At 55.4% G+C, this 16,431-nt stretch carries 17 protein-coding genes; 1 reads left to right on the top strand and 16 read right to left on the bottom strand.

Annotated elements, in window-relative coordinates; translation table 11 throughout:
• Positions 1–45 precede the first annotated feature (45 nt).
• The 11 genes from AC0L7S_RS02415 to AC0L7S_RS02465 form a co-directional block, all read right to left on the bottom strand.
• Positions 46–1,935, bottom strand: coding sequence for a hypothetical protein (locus AC0L7S_RS02415; protein WP_473472904.1), 1,890 nt, complete (start codon positions 1,933–1,935; stop codon positions 46–48).
• A gap of 14 nt (positions 1,936–1,949) precedes the next feature.
• Complete coding sequence (locus AC0L7S_RS02420; protein ID WP_473472905.1) at positions 1,950–2,153, bottom strand: hypothetical protein; 204 nt, start codon at positions 2,151–2,153, stop codon at positions 1,950–1,952.
• Entirely contained in the window at positions 2,153–4,240 is a 2,088-nt protein-coding gene (locus AC0L7S_RS02425; protein ID WP_473472906.1) for a hypothetical protein, read from the bottom strand. The genes AC0L7S_RS02420 and AC0L7S_RS02425 overlap by 1 nt, the downstream gene beginning before the upstream one ends.
• Positions 4,227–5,216: a tail fiber domain-containing protein gene (locus AC0L7S_RS02430; RefSeq protein WP_473472907.1), complete on the bottom strand. Its 990-nt coding sequence runs from the start codon at positions 5,214–5,216 to the stop codon at positions 4,227–4,229. Before AC0L7S_RS02430 ends, AC0L7S_RS02425 begins: the two co-directional genes overlap by 14 nt.
• A gap of 22 nt (positions 5,217–5,238) precedes the next feature.
• The gene (locus AC0L7S_RS02435) at positions 5,239–5,616 is read right to left on the bottom strand and encodes a GNAT family N-acetyltransferase (protein ID WP_473472908.1); all 378 of its coding nucleotides are present in this window, start codon (positions 5,614–5,616) and stop codon (positions 5,239–5,241) included.
• Positions 5,613–7,448 (bottom strand): hypothetical protein, encoded by a 1,836-nt coding sequence (locus AC0L7S_RS02440; RefSeq protein WP_473472909.1) that lies wholly within the window; start codon positions 7,446–7,448, stop codon positions 5,613–5,615. Before AC0L7S_RS02440 ends, AC0L7S_RS02435 begins: the two co-directional genes overlap by 4 nt.
• Positions 7,449–7,524: 76 nt before the next feature.
• Entirely contained in the window at positions 7,525–8,226 is a 702-nt protein-coding gene (locus AC0L7S_RS02445) for a phage adaptor protein (RefSeq protein ID WP_473472910.1), read from the bottom strand.
• A 2-nt stretch (positions 8,227–8,228) separates the two neighbouring features.
• The gene (locus AC0L7S_RS02450; RefSeq protein WP_473472911.1) at positions 8,229–8,966 is read right to left on the bottom strand and encodes a hypothetical protein; all 738 of its coding nucleotides are present in this window, start codon (positions 8,964–8,966) and stop codon (positions 8,229–8,231) included.
• A gap of 65 nt (positions 8,967–9,031) precedes the next feature.
• Positions 9,032–9,334, bottom strand: coding sequence for a hypothetical protein (locus tag AC0L7S_RS02455; RefSeq protein ID WP_473472912.1), 303 nt, complete (start codon positions 9,332–9,334; stop codon positions 9,032–9,034).
• A 62-nt stretch (positions 9,335–9,396) separates the two neighbouring features.
• On the bottom strand, positions 9,397–10,416 hold the full coding sequence (locus tag AC0L7S_RS02460) for a phage major capsid protein (protein ID WP_473472913.1): 1,020 nt from the start codon (positions 10,414–10,416) through the stop codon (positions 9,397–9,399).
• Between the two features lie 15 nt (positions 10,417–10,431).
• Entirely contained in the window at positions 10,432–11,604 is a 1,173-nt protein-coding gene (locus AC0L7S_RS02465) for a hypothetical protein (RefSeq protein ID WP_473472914.1), read from the bottom strand.
• A gap of 60 nt (positions 11,605–11,664) precedes the next feature.
• Here AC0L7S_RS02465 and AC0L7S_RS02470 point away from each other — a divergent pair, with 60 nt between their 5' ends.
• Positions 11,665–11,856: a hypothetical protein gene (locus AC0L7S_RS02470; RefSeq protein ID WP_473472915.1), complete on the top strand. Its 192-nt coding sequence runs from the start codon at positions 11,665–11,667 to the stop codon at positions 11,854–11,856.
• Here the strand turns inward: AC0L7S_RS02470 and AC0L7S_RS02475 are convergent.
• The 5 genes from AC0L7S_RS02475 to AC0L7S_RS02495 form a co-directional block, all read right to left on the bottom strand.
• The gene (locus tag AC0L7S_RS02475; protein WP_473472916.1) at positions 11,846–12,151 is read right to left on the bottom strand and encodes a hypothetical protein; all 306 of its coding nucleotides are present in this window, start codon (positions 12,149–12,151) and stop codon (positions 11,846–11,848) included. The genes AC0L7S_RS02470 and AC0L7S_RS02475 overlap by 11 nt on opposite strands.
• Complete coding sequence (locus AC0L7S_RS02480) at positions 12,148–12,360, bottom strand: hypothetical protein (RefSeq protein WP_473472917.1); 213 nt, start codon at positions 12,358–12,360, stop codon at positions 12,148–12,150. The genes AC0L7S_RS02475 and AC0L7S_RS02480 overlap by 4 nt, the downstream gene beginning before the upstream one ends.
• 186 nt (positions 12,361–12,546) lie before the next feature.
• Positions 12,547–14,913, bottom strand: a complete 2,367-nt coding sequence (locus AC0L7S_RS02485; RefSeq protein WP_473472918.1) for a hypothetical protein — start codon at positions 14,911–14,913, stop codon at positions 12,547–12,549.
• Positions 14,914–14,942: 29 nt separating this feature from the next.
• A complete protein-coding gene (locus tag AC0L7S_RS02490) occupies positions 14,943–15,224 on the bottom strand; it encodes a hypothetical protein (protein ID WP_473472919.1) in 282 nt (93 codons plus the stop codon).
• Positions 15,221–16,285 (bottom strand): hypothetical protein, encoded by a 1,065-nt coding sequence (locus AC0L7S_RS02495; protein ID WP_473472920.1) that lies wholly within the window; start codon positions 16,283–16,285, stop codon positions 15,221–15,223. Before AC0L7S_RS02495 ends, AC0L7S_RS02490 begins: the two co-directional genes overlap by 4 nt.
• Positions 16,286–16,431: the final 146 nt, after the last annotated feature.

Genomic DNA, 16,431 nt, shown 5'->3' on the forward strand with positions numbered 1-16,431 from the left:
TAGCGCATGCTTGGCCACTGCCCGCATGGTTTGCATTCGTCGGCGTTACTGCCGCGTGTATGTTACTCCTAGCGTGGATGCTGGATAAGAGAGCTTCGGACCGAGCAAAGCGCGGGCAATACGATCGCTCACTAGAGCCGTAGCCCTATCCGTTTTCCCAAGCTTGTTTACCCCGTCATAAATGGCCTGCCCCGCCCCGCCTTGACGGGTTAGCAGCCGAGCAATCTCAGAATATACCGCGTCCTGCTTGCCTCTGAGTTTTTCCGGCGTTTGGCCCGTTAGAGCCTGAACAATGCTTTTCGTGGCCTGAATAGGTTCACCTTGAGCCGCTTTGCCAATAACTCCGGGCTGTGTCAGTTCGCCAATTCTTCGATCTGTTGCCTGGCGGGCGTAGGTCTTTGAGTTTTCAGCCACAGAGGCGCGAAGATCAAAGGACGTTGCCGCTCTATCGAGTTCGTCAAACAGTGCATCAGCCTTCGGCTTTCCGATAGCTGCTGTCAGCTTTTCACGATTGGCGCGGCTTGACAGGTCTTTGATTGCTTTGACGGCCTCTCTGGCGTCCGTACTGCCGTCCTGAACGGTTCGTGTGACATTTGCCATCACATCATCCAGACGGGAACGAACGCCTTGTGCAAGGGCTCCCTTTTCCGGCCCCGTCATGCCGTGAACAGCCTCGTTCACCTGATCGCGGGTCATGGAAGGCGAAAGCAACTTCGAGCCTAGTTCAACTGCCTTCGATCTGCGGATAGGGTCCGCCGCCGTCTCAAGCGCGGTTCCATATTCGGGAACCAGTTCTTTCAGGTTATCACGCAGTTCGCGAGACAGGTTTGAATAGGATCGGCCCTTTGCCGTTGTCCCGCCAAGTTTGCCCGCTCCATCGGCTTGATCCGCCACTTCGTTCAAGCCGCGTGTGATGTAATCAAGCTGGCGCACGTCAGGAAGGCGTTCAAGCGTCACTGTGCCATCGTCTGCCACCTTGGCAAGTATCTGGCTGGACTGATGCCCGTCCGCACGCATGAGCGCGTTTGCCTCGTTGATTGCGCTTTGAGGAACGCGGGTCTTGACGATATGCTCGATCGCCTGCCCGCGCGGGTCTGCATAGTCGATTGCAGACTTGTAGGCGTCGTCATAGGCGCTGCTTCTCGCACCTGCACTATTCTGCCGGATTGCCGTTCGCGCCGCTGTGACGCCCTCTGGCTGCCCTAGATTGGTATTTAGAGCATCGGCAACGGATTGAGTTGCGCGGCCCGTCCTGTCAGTAATGGCTTGACGAGCATCAATAGCACCGGGCCCGCCGCGCTGGATCGCCGTATCGAGGACAGAGCGCGCATTCGGGCCAGCATCGGCAAGCATCGCGTCGGAACCGGCGCGCGCCATGTTGGCTTGGCCTGTTGTCCCAAGCGAACCGTCAGATTCCAGAACATTGCCGAGAAGGCGAAGCGTTTCGGGAGAAGCCCCCGCCTGCTTGCCGATAGGACCGGCAGAGAGCAAATGCTTGACGCCTTCATATAATTTTGAAGCACCGGCCCCAAGAAGAGGGAATGCGCCACCCGCGACTATGCCGCTGCCAGCACCAGTCCCACCTTCTAGCAACCGGCTTTTTGCATCAGTTCCACTGCCAGCGCCATAGACACCGCCGAGCACCCCGCCATCAGCCATGCCCGCAATAACGCGCGGCAATAGCGCCGACCCCGCAAACTTGGCCGACGCTGTTAATGGGGCCGCCGATACGCCTTGCGCAACGCCACCCGCCAATTGGCCGGTGAGATATGAGCCGGGATTATCCTTCTGGGCCTGTGTGGCGTCCCCACGCATTTCCGAAAGCACCTGATCACGCGGAACACCGGAAAGCATACTTGCCGGATAAGACGCCAGTTCATCACCAAACCCAAGGGTAGCAGCGTCCGCCGCACCCATAGCAGCAGAACCACCCATGCTATATGGCTGTGCTACCTCGCCAGTCTGCGGATTGTATCCTTCCACACCGGGAGGGAAAAGGTTGGGACGCCTTGCGGCTGGTTGGTAGCCGGGTCAACCGTCGCAGACGTATCAGCACCAAGCATCTTCTTGAGCGCCGCAACCGCGCCGGACGGGTCATCACCCGTCACACGGTATTTCTTGCCGTTTGGTCCAGTGATCTGGAATGTCGCCATTACTCGACTTCCTGGATATGATAGCCGTCTATGACGGTTGGTGAATTTTTCGTGATTGCATCAGGGAACAGTGGATTTTGATTAGACCACTGCGCCAGCCCGCTAAAGAACCCGTTATCCAGTCGCCCGCCATGTGAATTCATGTATTCGCTGGCCTGCTTGGCAACGTCGATATTGCGCTTTTCAACTGCCATGCGATATTCAAGCAACTTCTGGTTGCCTTGTGGCGTCTTGGTAAGGCCGGGTGACATTGACGCCAAGAATTCACGGTCCTTATCCGACATAGCGCCAGGCATACCCGCACCACCGGCAGGATTGCGCAATTCAAGCGCCATCTGGTTGCCCATCGCTTGGATGAACTCAGCGTCGGACACGTCACCAACGTCCATGCCGAGCGACTTGGCAACACGTTTTGCCGCTAGAACACTATCCCCGCCTGTGCCTGTGTACACATTCGGCAACATGCTCGAAAGCTGCTGATATGTGGCGAGTTTGTTCGGGGCTTGCTGGCCTGCGTCGATGATTGAAATCGTCTTGTCAGCAAGGTTTTTGCCGAGCGATTTATCGTATTCGGATTCACCGCCTGTGGTAACGTTCACCAATGGCCCCTTGCCACCCGAAATCATGAAGTCCTGATATTCTTTCGTTCCGGGCTGCAAGCCTGCCTGCTGCGCCCGCATGTTGAGCGCCTGCACGCTATCGGGAATCTTGGGCTGTGGATTGCGAAGCGCGTCAATCTCAAGCTGGCCCTTTTCCAACTGCATTTGGCGCATTGGATCGTTGGCCTGCTGTTTCGCCTGCATTTGCTGGCCGAGCAATATTCCTGCAATCTTGCGTGTTTGATCGCTCGCTGCCGGATTGGATAGCGCCTCGATAATAGCGGGGTTAAGCCCCTGCTGTGCTTGGCCGGGAGGCAATGCGCCTGCTGTACCGCCTGCCATGACAGGGATTTTCGACAGGTCTTGCTGTGCGGCTTGCGCCACTTGCTGCGGCTGGGGCTGAACAATCCCCGGCTCCACAACTGAACCGGTAATACCGTCTTCGCCGGTCATCATGCGGCCCGTCCCGACCAACTGCTGACCATTGGTCACCCCTGCGTCAGCACCTCGCGCGATAGGCACTTCGCTACTCTGCCCTCCCTGCATTGGCATGGGAGAGGCAAGCGCCTGCGCTACGCCTGATGTCGGATCATTGCTCGCCACTTGGACGGGCTGGCTCTGATCGATGGCGTTGATAGCCGCAACGGCTGGTTGTTCAGATGCTGGCGAGTTATATGCACTTCTAAGCCAATCTGGCGCATTCGAACCGTGCCCGCCCGCGCCCCATACTGCGGGAGCGCCAAAGCCAATATGCATGGAACCGGGCTGCATATACCCATCGCCAGCACCAAAGCCGGTGATACCCGCCGCCTTGCCGCGTCGAACGATATCGGCAAAGATCGGCTGATCCTGCGGGTTTGCCCAATCAAGTTTTCTGCCGTCTTTGTAGAAGAATACATCGGCAGCATTGCCGTGGTCGTGGCGGTGTGAACCTGTCCTGTGCGGGCCTTCCGCGTCCTGCCCGCCTGAAAACACTTTCATGGTTACGCCCATTTCAGGCAGGAAACTGCCAAGATCGGATGCCAGCTTATCGCTGAGCGGCTGGTTTCGTGTCGCGCCTTGGTTTGCATAAGAAAGCCAGTCCGTTCCCGCCGCAAGTGGGGAATATGACGGTGATGCGACAGCCTCCGCGCTCTGTGGCATGGATGCAGACGCGCCACCCGCGCTAGGAGCAGGCGGGAAACCACCCGATACGCCCGGTGCCTCTGGAAAGCCGCTGGTGCCACCCTGCAAGAGCGATTGAACAATACCGCTGTTTGTCGTGGCGTTGGCATCCTCGGCCTTGTCAAGACGAGCCTCCTTGAACTTGCCGGAAAGCGCGTCTGCCACACGAGCCGCACCTTGCGTCCATGAAGCAACCGGCGACGTATCGCCAGCTTTTTGCAGCAATGCGTCGGCAATAGCGCGCTGCCGTGCAATCTGCTCAGGGGTTAGCTGTGCGCCGCCTGGCCCCCACACAAAGCTTTCAAGCGGGTTAGACAACGCCATGAGCCGCCTCCGTCGCAAGAGCATAATCGACGTGGTAGAACCCGTCATCGTCCTTCAAAGCAGCATCTGGGATGGTATCTAGAACCTCGTCGGCCATCACGCCTATCTGCACCGGCCCGCCCATTAGACGGTAAGAATAAACATGGAGCCCGTTGAACAGCGTGCCGACACGCTTGATATCCGTTTTCAGTCTGCGGTCAGAGAATGGAATGGCGCCGATCAAGGATGAACCTAGCCCGAATAATCCGCCCATCGCGGCCTGCGAAGATTTCAAATCAGCTTGGTATTTCTGGTTCACCAAACCTGTGTAATCCACACCGCCGACGCCCGTTTGAGGGGTAGCACCGAATTGAGGCATGGAAACCTGCGAGCCAGACGTAAGCGCGGTTATTTCGTTTATCGGTTGGTTGCGGTTCTGCAATGCCTCTGTGTAAGCCTGCTGTCTGCCATTGAGCGCCAACTGGTTCAACTGGTCGCTGTTGCCCTGCGTCAAGCGGTTCATTTCCGAATTCCAAGCATCCGAACCTTCGCGGATACCCTTATTCGCAAGCGTTGTGCGCAGAGTGTCCTCGTTCTGGTGCTGCTGCTCTAGAATGCGCGGCGATGCTAGGTCATAGGCCCATTGCGATGCATCGTTATTGTTGAACGTGAACGGGTCATTGAGATAATCTTTCAGCTTACCGGACTGCTCCGCCGCCAATGTTCCAAGGTTCAAACTGGCCTTGTCCGACTGATCCTTGATAGCCTGTTGTGCAGGCGAAAGCGTCGTCGTCTGGCTGTAATGCGGCGTCTGGATCGGGTTCCCATCCGCGCCCATGACGGTATTGGTGCCCGTCTGATTATATACCGACGAACCATCAGGGCCGAACTGATCGACCATGTTCATGGCCTGCGTCGTCGCGGCTGTTTGCTGATTATATTTTGCCTGCGCTGCGGCGGTTTCAGCGGGATCTGGAGCCTGTGGCGTAGAAACCATGTTATATAACCTTTTCAGTTACTTAGAAGCGGTATTCATCTCTAAGTATCCCAACGATGTAGCCGTCGCGGCCCGGCCCGAAATGCTGGCGTAACAAGCCTTCAACTTGTCCACCGAGCCGTTCGGCAATGCGCACGACCTTGGGCTGTTCAGTCACAGCGGTCATTCGAATGACCTTGAGAATGTCGAAGGCATAGTGGCCGACCTCAGCGAAGAACCCCTTGGTCCATCCATGCCCGGCAACGGTCACATGCACGTCAGTGACCTCGAAGTGATTGAAGATCACCCCGGCGATTATCTCGCCGTTTCTCTCGATACCCATTGCAGTAAATGGCGGACAGATAACCGACCCGACCCGTTCACCAACAAATCGGGCAACACGATTATCAGTGACGATCAAGTCACGATCTCGCAAACCTGATATGTCAGGTCTGTTCTGATGATTTCAGCGTCAAGTGGAACAACCGAGCCGCTGGTAATCTGGATGCCTGTTGCAACGGTGTAGCCCGAGCCTCCAACGCTCTGCCAGTTTTGAGACAAGACCGCATCCATGCGCCCGCCCCATGTGCTTTCACCCCAAACCGCATTGCCCCACTGATTGCCGATTGGAACGACTGGGGCAGATGGCGGGCTCGATAGCGTCAGATCATAGTCAAACTGGCATGATATGAGCGGCTCGATTGGGATGGCGGCGCGAACCACACAACGGGCAATTTCTGCGATCTTGAGTGAACCCGGTGAACCAAAATCCTCGAACAATGGGACATAGCGCCCGGTATAGGTGGCATCTTGATCCAGTCCGCCTACATAGGCTTCAACAACCTTGCCGTTGACGGACCCGAAGAACAGCCTGCCCTTGAACACCTCGAAGCACGTTCCATCCCAATTGGTGAATGGCGACCACGCGCCCATCGTTGCGTTTGCAATGAACATGACCGGCTGATCGTCGATTGTCGTGGGAGGCGATACCAGAACCATTTGAGCATCAGGCCAGACTTCGCAATTCCAGCCCGAACCACGATTTGCAACAGCCTCGTTCCATGCCGTTTCAATCGGATATGACACGGCTGCGGGGGATAATGCGGCAACGTCTCGTTGAATGGCTTGTGAGAGAGGCACAAAGCCAATTGTAGTGGCAATGACGATATCACCACCCGCGTGGATAAATGCCGTGGGCCCAAGTGGACGGCCAATCCGGTAAACACCAACCTTTTCCCAGTCAGATGCGTCAGAAGGATTGGAGCCTTGGTATACGGCTACTTCGCCTTTTGTCGAAACGAATATGCATTGTTCCGAAAGGCCGCCCGATGAGCCGCTATCCAGTGACCACGTAGCCCCAAACAATAGCGAACCACCGAGGGAGAAAACACCACCGAGCGGGAACTTCTTCAATTCCCCGGTAATGCTATCGACGGGTAAATACCAGAAATCCAGGCTTTCCTTTTCAATGAAGAAAAGGCGCGTCTTGTAGGACCATACAAAGGACAGATCGGCAGAAGTCAGGCCGGGGCTCCCCTCGAACGTCAATGCCCCTGCAAGCGTCGTTACCGTGCCGTCTGCAACCGCTGCGCCAGTGGCCGCATCCGTCAGAGATTCTCCGTTCTCAAACGTCCCGGTAATGCCCGTTAGATATAGCCTTCCATCCGTCCCGTTTGCATCAATGGAGACAATCGTTGCGGTTGCGCCGGAAGTCCCGCCCGTTAACACTGATCCAGCGGTGAAAGCCCCGGTTTCTGTGTTATAATCGATCGATGCATATCCACCTTCGAGAGATGGATAAAAGCCCGTCCCGTCATAGTTAAAGCCGAAATCCTCGCCATTTACGCCAACAAGGAAAATCCCACCGGCAGTAGCAAACTGAACCACGATCCAATTGCCGCCTGTCGTGTTTTCGTAGACTTCCTTGCCGATTGTCGAATCTTCGCCAAACGTATCGCCGGTGTTCGTCTCAAGCGGCTGATCCATTTCATCGGAGAGATAGTAGTTATCAGGCGATGAGATCAGGGTAATATCGTAAATCGATGAATCCGTCGCGCCAAACAGCTTTTCAGTTGTTCCTGCAACATATGCGAATAGCGCAGTGGTGTCTTTCGAGCCATCACCAAGTGTTGCATAGAGAGCGGAACCTCGACGCAAGACAGCACTTGTCGCCGTGACGAAGAAATTCTCCAGTACAGCCGCGCCTTGTGGCGCACCCGGAACCGAGGGTTGAGCAAGGTTGCGATTGCTCACCCATCCGCCCGTAGGAGCCGGGAAACTTTTCATCCTTGACGTTCGCGGCTTGTTAGGCGCTGCGGGGCGTCTCATGTCAGCTACCCAAAGAGCCGGGATAAGCATAGCCCGCATTGCCGAAGTTGCGGGCTGGGCCTACAGCAATGATTCTGCGGCCCTTGTCGGTGCCTATGTCCTCCGCAAGCGCCTTTTCATAGTTTGCCATATCCTCGGAGTATTCGAGACGCTTCTGTGCCCTCCAACGCCAGATAAGGCCAAGCGTGAGCAACCTGTCATCGAGCAGAAACTCATCGTTATCGTTGTCGAACTCGTTCTTGAACGCGCCCGCACTCTGAGACTGAGCAAAGTTCTTGGACAGGTAATAGAACTTTGCCTGCTCCCCGGTGGCTGGCGCTGGCCAGAACTGCATTTTACCGTTTAATATCGTCCAGACGCCGGGGTTTGAAATCCCCAAACCGTTTTGGAAATCAATCAACTGGTCGAGATCGCGGACAGGCGTAAAACGCCATGTGGCCCACGTCCCTGAGTGAATGTCCCCCTTGATCGGGAGACGGTCATAATCAGATGGAAGATCGAACACGGTATCCGTACCGTTACCGGTGATCGTGTTGAACTTGAACAGCATCTGCCAGTCGTGCGACTTTGCAATATCCCGCGCCGTTTCCGTAACGAGGTCTGCAAGTTCCAACTCGAATTGCTGAGTTGAGCCGAAGATTGTTGACGGTTTGCGCCCGACGAGGCGCAGACCTGCCGACTGCATGGCTGGCAAAATGCTCATAATTATGCCGCGACCTTCCCGGACTCGACTTCATCCGCCATGCGGACCAAGGTTGCATGGGCTGGATTGCCACGTGGGGCCTCGCCAGTCTCGCTTTTGATGTAGGCTTTGATGTCCTCTGCGGACCAATCATCGAACGCACTTGTCCTTTTGCCGTCCACCTCACCGACAGCCGCCGCTTCGGGTGCAGGTGCTGAAGCCGGGCGATCTGATTTCATGTCGGCAATTTGGCGCTGCAAATCAGCAATGGTCGCGGCCATGTTTGTCACATTGGCGCTTCCATTGGCATTATCGAGATAAGCCTGGGCCTGATCCTTCAAAGCCCGCCCACCAATGCCGAGCGTCTTGAGGTTGTTACTATCCAGCGCAGCAAGGGTTTCAGCGGTGTAGATGCTGAGTGCCTTCAATTCGGCGCGCTTGGCTTCCGTGAGGAAAGGGAGTTCCTCCACTGGCGTCCCGTCCTGCACTTGCTGACGGTTCTGCTTGAAGCGGAGATATTGATCATTCCACTTCATTGCATAGGTGATGGCTTCCTGATCGCCGGTAACGGGATCGGTAGACCACGCATGGAATGAATGCGCCGGGAAAACTTTGATCGAATTGCGGTCCCCCGCAACGCGGATTTCGCAGAGTTCGATGTCTTTGAATATCGGACGCCCTGCTTCTTTCGTCGCCGCGTCGTTTTTGATCTTGTCGGCACGGAATGTCACAACAAGATTGTTCTGTTCGCCATTAGCCATGGTTCATTGCCTTTCTGAGAGGATGCAAAAGAAAAGGCGGGGACCGAAACCCCCGCCATTGGTGACTACGCGCCTGCGTTGGTTTCCTTGAACCAGGCAAATTCGCCGCTTGGAACGCCGCCCGTAATCGTGGGAGCGGTCCATTTGCCGGAACCCGTCGCCATGGTCATGGCCGGTTCGGTGAGAATGGTAACAGCCCCCGAAGCGATTGCTGCCGAAGCCTTGGCGAAGATATAGCGATGGCCGTCTGTGCCATTGACTACGGTGCCGATTGCGGGCGTCGGTGTTGATGCATTGTCATCGTAGTAGGGCTTTGCCCCGACATACGAGAGGTCGATCCCTAATGAGGGGGTGATATTGGTAGCCATTATGGCCTCCTGAAGTTGAATATAGAGGGGGAAGAGCGGGCCGATTAAGCCCGCTCTATAGGTCACGATGCCGGATCAGAGTCGTAGAAGCGCCAGGAGAACAACGGGTTGTTGTTCGTAATTTCGCCCATCCAACCAATGTATTGCGCAATTGCGTCTTGATTGATCGGCTTCTGGCCATCGCCTTCGAACAGTTTGTCAAAGTTCCGGTTCGCGTTGTAGCGAACGCGGAATGCGTCAGTGTCGATACCGAAGGTCGTATTGGCAGGCATGGACGAGCCGATGCCACCCGCGAGGACGATTTCAGCCGTCTTGCCGCCACCAACATATTCCAGCGATGAGAAGCCAAGCTTGGCAAGCGAGCCTTCCTTCTGAATACGCTGGACCGCAACCGTTGCCGCGTCGTATGCCTCGTAATGCTCCGGCGACATGAGCAACAGATCAGCATGGCGACGGCCACGCGAACGCTGTGTCATGATGCGGTTGAGGAAAGGGCGGACGGTCGTGGAATTGACCTGCGTGCCGATAGTCGTTGCGAACGTGTCCGCATCGAATGTCGAAGTACGCCAGATGGCGTTATCCGCACGGCTGATGCCACCGTAAGTGCCAGAGTTGGTGACAATCGGAATGACGACAGCCAAGCCATTGATGGCCTTACCACCGTTTGCAGTGCCATCACCGAAAGCAGCGGTTTCCCAACCATCTTCCAGTGAACTTTCAGCAGCCTCGATATAGCTGCCCATCACGTCCATGACCTGATTTTCACCCTCGTTGTTGAGGATTTCTTCCATGGTCAGGGAGATCGGAACAGCGCCCATTTTCGGCGTGAAATACGCATCATTGAACAACTCAATGGGCGGATTGTTGAGGAAATCGTATCCCGAGTACCATTGCATGTCCTGCTTGTTGATTTGCAGGGTTTCACGAATGCGAGGGCCGGAATACGAGCGCCACAAGCCCTTGCGATTGAGAACGGCAAGTAGCGGGTTGGAGTTGGAAACAAGGTCCTGGTAGCCTCTGGAGCGTTCCTCCAAGGCCATCGAAAGCACCTGCTGATAGTGCTGGACGGGATTGATAGACATGGTTTTGGTTCCTTGTTAGCCTGCGCGGGCTTTGGCTCGCTTCAGTGCTTCTTGGATTGAGGGTGCGGGGCCTCTCCGAACATCCGGGTCTGAGCCAGCTGTGGGAGCGCCTGAAATGGATTTTTGCCCTGCCGGGTTGAGCGGACGGGCCTCTGGTACACTTGCCGGGATGACCGGCGCGGGAGCCTGGGTTGGAGCGGGGTTGAGCCGCTCTGCAAGTTGATAGGCTTCCGAAAGGTCTTTGGTTCGGCCTGAGTTCAGGAAGAATGCAATATCTTCCGAAAGGTCGTCGAACCTTGGATGCTCTTTGGCGAATGCTTCCACCTGGTTTAGCGTGGCTGCATTGCGCTGTTGCTCGAATGTCTGTGTTACATTGCCAACCTGCTGCTTAAGTGCTGCAAGTTCGCTTTTGAGGCTGGAAATCGTGCTTTCCTGCTGGCCCTGCACCTGATCGGGCGTCTGGCCCATGATGTGAGCCGCTAGTGCGCGCAACGGGATGCCGAAGTGGTCCGCTACCTTCTGGAAGCCTTCAACCGGGTCACGTGAGAACGCATTTTCGATATCAACGACGCGTTCGAGCGATGCCTTGAGATTGCCGCCATTCTTGCGGGCTATTTCGTCAAACTGTCGGACCTGCTCGTAAGCCTCGGAATCGGCCTTGTATTTCTGATGCCCCTGCTCAAGTTCACGGATAGCGCGGTGAACCTCGGCCTTGACGGGTTCCGGTGCGGTTTCCCATGCGGCCTTTGCATCGGATGAAAAGCGCGTCGGGGCTTCCCTATGCGGGCTGTTCGTGTCAACCGGCTTAGCGTCTGGTTCTGCTGCCTTTAGCTCTTTCGTGGCAAACTTGCCATCCTCCGAGCGTGTTCGGTCCTCAGTCTTTGGCTCTGTCTTGGCCTCCGGTTTGTCCTCAACTTTTGCGTCGGGCTTGGCCTTTTCAACCGGCTTGGGCTCCGCCTTCGGTTCGGCTGCGTCCTTGGCCTTCAGTGCCTCGTTGGCCTTGCGTATCGCCTCATTGGCGTTCTTCGATGGTTCGGCCTTCGCGTCTGGCTTTATTTCTGCTGCGGGCTGCTCTGCAACAGGCGTTTGCGATCCTAGCGGGTTCGGCATGTCAACGGGCGGTGTAATAGGCGCGCCAGTGCTTTCGACGGGCGCGTCTGCGCCGCCGCTAATTGCAGCTTCGGTCATTTCGAGGTTTCCTTGTCTGAGAAGGTGCTGTAGAATTGGCGGCTAGGTTTGGAGAGCCAAATGGACGGAATTGACAATATGCTGCGGGCCGCCGAAACCGCATTGAAGAGCGATACGGATCGTCTATTCTTTCCCAATGGTAGACATGAAGCTTACGAGCGCATCACTCGCTTGTGCGAACTGTCCCCCGAAAACATAGGTGAAGGCCCGATTGACCGGACGCCTAACCCTTGGTGGCGAACTACCCGCTGACCTGGGCCGCTGCCTTTTCGAGTGATTGCCGAATAGCCTTGCGATCCGGCTTTGCCTTGGTCTTGGGCCTCAGTCGTGCCGGGTCATTTCCGACTTCCAGATAACCACCAGCTTTATTAGCGCGACGCCATGCTGACTTGCTGGTGTATTCCTTGCCATCGAATGGATGGACGCCAGATGGCATTGAATCGCTGACGATATGAGGGCATGACAGGCCAGAACGCGTCTTTACCGGCTCATGCACTTTGCGATAGACTTGACGGCCATCCCCTGCGTCTACCCATTGATAGCTCATGACAGCACAATCGCCGTTACAACGCCGCCTGCAACCGTTAGCGTGGCCGTGTCTGTATATGTGCCAGTGACAGGAACAACCAATGCCTGCCCGTCACTGACGGCCGCAATGGTAGTCCCACCAACGAGCGTGACAGGCGCGCCGCCAACAGCGTTGGTAACTGGCGTTCCTGCATTGGTGATGGTTACGGGAAGAGCTGAGACTGCCATTCTACGCGCTCCCTTTTAGGATTTTCACGATCGCCGGGTTGAGTGGGGTTCCCGGTTCAGGTTCTTCGGTTTGCCAATCGGTGAATTTTCTGAGGGAAATCATGTCCCCACGATTCAAATCCTCCGCAAGAACACAAACCAGGCTTCCCTCTTCGTCTCTGCATTCAGTCCCTTTGGAAATCATTTTCATGCCGCTCCCTTTTGTTGGTCCTGTTTGGCTTTCTGTGCCATTTCAGCCTGCTTCTTCGCGTCCTGTTCGGCCTGATGATCTGCCATCTGCTGCGGGGAGAGCGTTATGCCAGCCTGTGCGGCCATCTGAGCCTGCCCTTCGGGTGGCAAGTCCTTGAACGCGATGCTTTCGGACGGCGGCTTGTGTTCGGCCTGTGCTTCCGGCTCCGGTGTCTGGAGTGCAGCGAGTTCAATCTCACGAATGCGAAGGTCTATTGCGCCCTTCTGCATGTCCTGATTATGTTTCAGCAGATCTTGCCTGCCCTTGGCGTTGAGATTGGCAATCGTAATATCAGACTGGACCTTCTTGCTCTCAGCGTCTTGCTTGGCGGCTTGATCTTTCAACCCTGCGTCGTGTTCCGCCTGCCTAGCTTTCAAGTCAGCGTCAGCTTGTTTCGCCTGCTTATCAAGTTCAACACGCTTCTGCTCGATCTCGGTCTTGGCCTTGGCTTCTTCCGCTGCCGGGTCAGGGCGTGGCTGGCTTGCTTGTGCCGTCATTTCGTCAACGGCCTCATCAATCTTGCCTTCCAACTCACGACCCGCTCTGAATGGTGCCATTGCAAATTTCAGCACCTCACCGAAAAGAGGCGCGGCTTGTGGCATCATCTGGATCATTGGGCCAAATTGCTGGATCATACCGCCAAGAGCCTGGACAAACTCTGTCCTTGCCTGTTTCTCCGCGTTCTCATCCGGTTGAATGGTTGAATCTGTCTCGATATCCAGAACGAACGGGCGTAGCTTCTGATCTTTCAGGAACTTCATCACCTGCTCGATGGTGACTGTCTCGCTGGCCTTTTGTGCCTTCTCCTTCAATTGGTCTAGCTGCTGCTGTGTCTGCTGCTGTAGTTGCTGGACCATCTGTTGCGCCTGCTCAGGGTTAGCCTGTGCCTGCTGCATCATCTGTGGATCGGACTTGGCCTGTTTGAATTTCTCGTCAGCCTGCTTCTTGATCTGCTCTGCCTGATCGGTGAATGCCTTTATCTGCTTGGCAATGTCGGCATCGGATGGGATTTCCATTTGCGACATATCAAGCAACGTCTGCTTGGAGAAGTTCTCCGCCATGATCTCCGCGGCAATGCGAACCAAATCACGGGCAATGCGAACCAATTCCGTCTGTTTGTCACGAATGCGGACAGAACCATATTGGCTCTTGAGTTGTTGCGCTCCAAGCGTCTCGCTGGCCTCTGTCGAGCCGCGCATGATATCCGATAGGCCCATGATCTGGTAAACATCGTCAATCAACTGCTTGCGAAGTTCGACCAGACCTTGAAGCGTCGTGCCAATCATGTCGATAGGTAACCACACGATCAGTTCGTTACTTCCCGACCCAAATGCGGCGAAATTGTTGATCGGGACCATAACCTGACGATCATCACTCGACTTGATCGCCGCTTCGATAGCGTCGCCAGCCTCTCCATTGCCAGCCGCATAGAAGCCACGGACCTTGAGAGCCTGCGAAAGCGCACCAATGCGGCCCGTCAGTTCGTTGATTTCCTCCAACTGATCCTTGTAATACAGCATGTCAGGAACAGGGACGAGTGAACCACGCTGTACAGTGGCGTAGGCTGGCCGTGGGCAAGGAAAGAAGCCTTCCAGTCTCAAATGTGGCTTGCCGCTATCCAGAACCTTGTCGCAGCCCTTGGCGACCCATACGACTTTGTTGTGCGTCTTGGACCAGATTTCCCAAACCTTGGCCTTTTCGCGGTTATCAGCTCCCCCACGCTCTTTATCGTCCTTCTGGACCGCGTATTCAGCATCCTTATAAGCATCGCCAGATGTGGCCTCGAAACGGTCCTTCATGGCGTCTTGATCGAGATAGGATGCTCCTGCTACCCACCCGACTTCACGCCAATTGCGGGCAGGATCGTGCAGGAAATCGCGACGGTTCTTGAAGTCAATGCAAATCTGCTCATAGTCGGTTTCGCTTTCCGACTTCGTTTCATATCTGACCCAGGCTGCACCGCGCGCCAGAATGTCCAGATCATCACGGATCAGCATCATCACGCTGTCAATGTCGGCCTTGTCGAAGCCAACGACACTTGCACGCTCTAGCAACTCTGACGAAGTGCGGTAGAGTGGGCGACGGTCCTTGAATTTTGGGACAACAACAGGCACAGGAGGCCGGGCATAGATCGACGGGCCTAAAACCTGCACATTGGCCCAAAATAGCTGGAACTCGCGGCTTCGGTCTATTGCTGATAGACGCTTTAGGTCTGCATACAGCTTGTCAATGTTGTCGCAACGGGCGTTATAGTCCTCGAATGCCGTCTTGGCATCTTCGAGCAGATTGAGCCAAGGCTTCGAGTCCTTTGGTTCGATCGTCACATCATATTCTAGATCGGGGGTGGCAACCATCAGTCGATAACCGCCCATATTGGATACGAATATGACGGCCTTTCTTCGGACCCCGCTACATGGTGCAATCCATGCTCTTCAGCGCGCATCAATTCCGCAGTGGCAATATGCGCCTTGTTTTGAAAAAACTCGACATCTCCATCGTAGGCTTCCCCCTTCATGTGGCCCCTAATGGCAATTAGATAATACCCGATACCCCCGCCAATAATCTTAACGCCATTTTCACGGATCATTAGTTCGCATTCGCTTGGCTCGTATCCGCGTGGATCGTCTTCGGTCATATGCGAATCCTCCCCTGCTTGGGCTCGGGTGGTGGCGGTATCTGATACTGGCCGGGCGGCGGAACACGCCTGATCTCAACCGCAGGCTCTGGAACAATCCGCCATGACAGCGAGAGGTATCTAAAGGCATCGGCCAAATGGCTAGACCAGTCGTGGACTTCGCTAGCCTTGAAAGCCTTCTTTTCGTCGTCCCACTCACGCCGGTATTGCTCTAAGGCAGACATGCCAGGATCTTCACATCGCGGGTGAAACACACACCGCGCCAGCGTTTGGCGGGCAGCGTTCACACCATCCAGTTTCGTTGCATTTGGAACTAGTTCGGGCTTTAGATTGTAATCGCGCATTGTCTCAACGCGCGTTCTGCCCGTTCCCCATTCCTTGACCTTGGCGTCATGAGGCACAAAATCAAGGCCGAGTTTCCAGCCCATTTCCTCGTGCTTCTTGTGTACTACATCCGCGTAGTGGTCGAGGCCAACGCCGGAAGCCGTGTAACAGTCCAGAATGAACACTTGAGCGCCAACAACCTGGAACCACCAGATTGACGTATCGTCTCGGACACCAATATCCCAAGCCCTATGAACTGGCTTGCCGGGGATAGGCTCAATTTCTGATATTCTGCCTTCTTTGCGAACCGCAACCATTTCGCGGGCATAGAACGCACCGAGAATCGCAGCGTTGAAGCTGCACTCATATTCCTGCTCGAATTGAGCGCGGCCTATATCCTCGCCATAAAGCGCAATGTATTCGGCGCGGCTTTCAATCAGTTGTTCCGGCGACAATGCGCCCGTGTCATGAACCGTCGAGACTTCTGCAAACCAACGTGGGTTTTCTTTCGCCATCTGGTACATGGCGTGTGCATGGTTTCGACCGCGTGGCGTTGTAATGAACGCTGCCGCCCCGCCATTTTCCTCAAGCATTGGCCTGTGATAAGCCCATGCAGAAGGGTTAGCCAAGGCCCATTCAGAATAGGCAATTGCGACAGGACCAGCGCCAACCGTGGCGTCATACCGGTCTGACCCAATTATCTGCCATGTTGACCCGCATTTGAGGCGGATGAACATTTCAGTGTCATTCGTGTTGTCCCTGATTTCGGGGGGAATGCTTCGTCAATCCGCCGCTTGCCTGTATTGGCGTTAATCGCCGTCCAGATAGCTTTTCGGCCCTGATTATATTCGGGCAGGCAATGCCAATATGAACCAACCCGCTT

It is taken from the genome of Mesorhizobium sp. G2-6-1 (assembly GCF_055809095.1).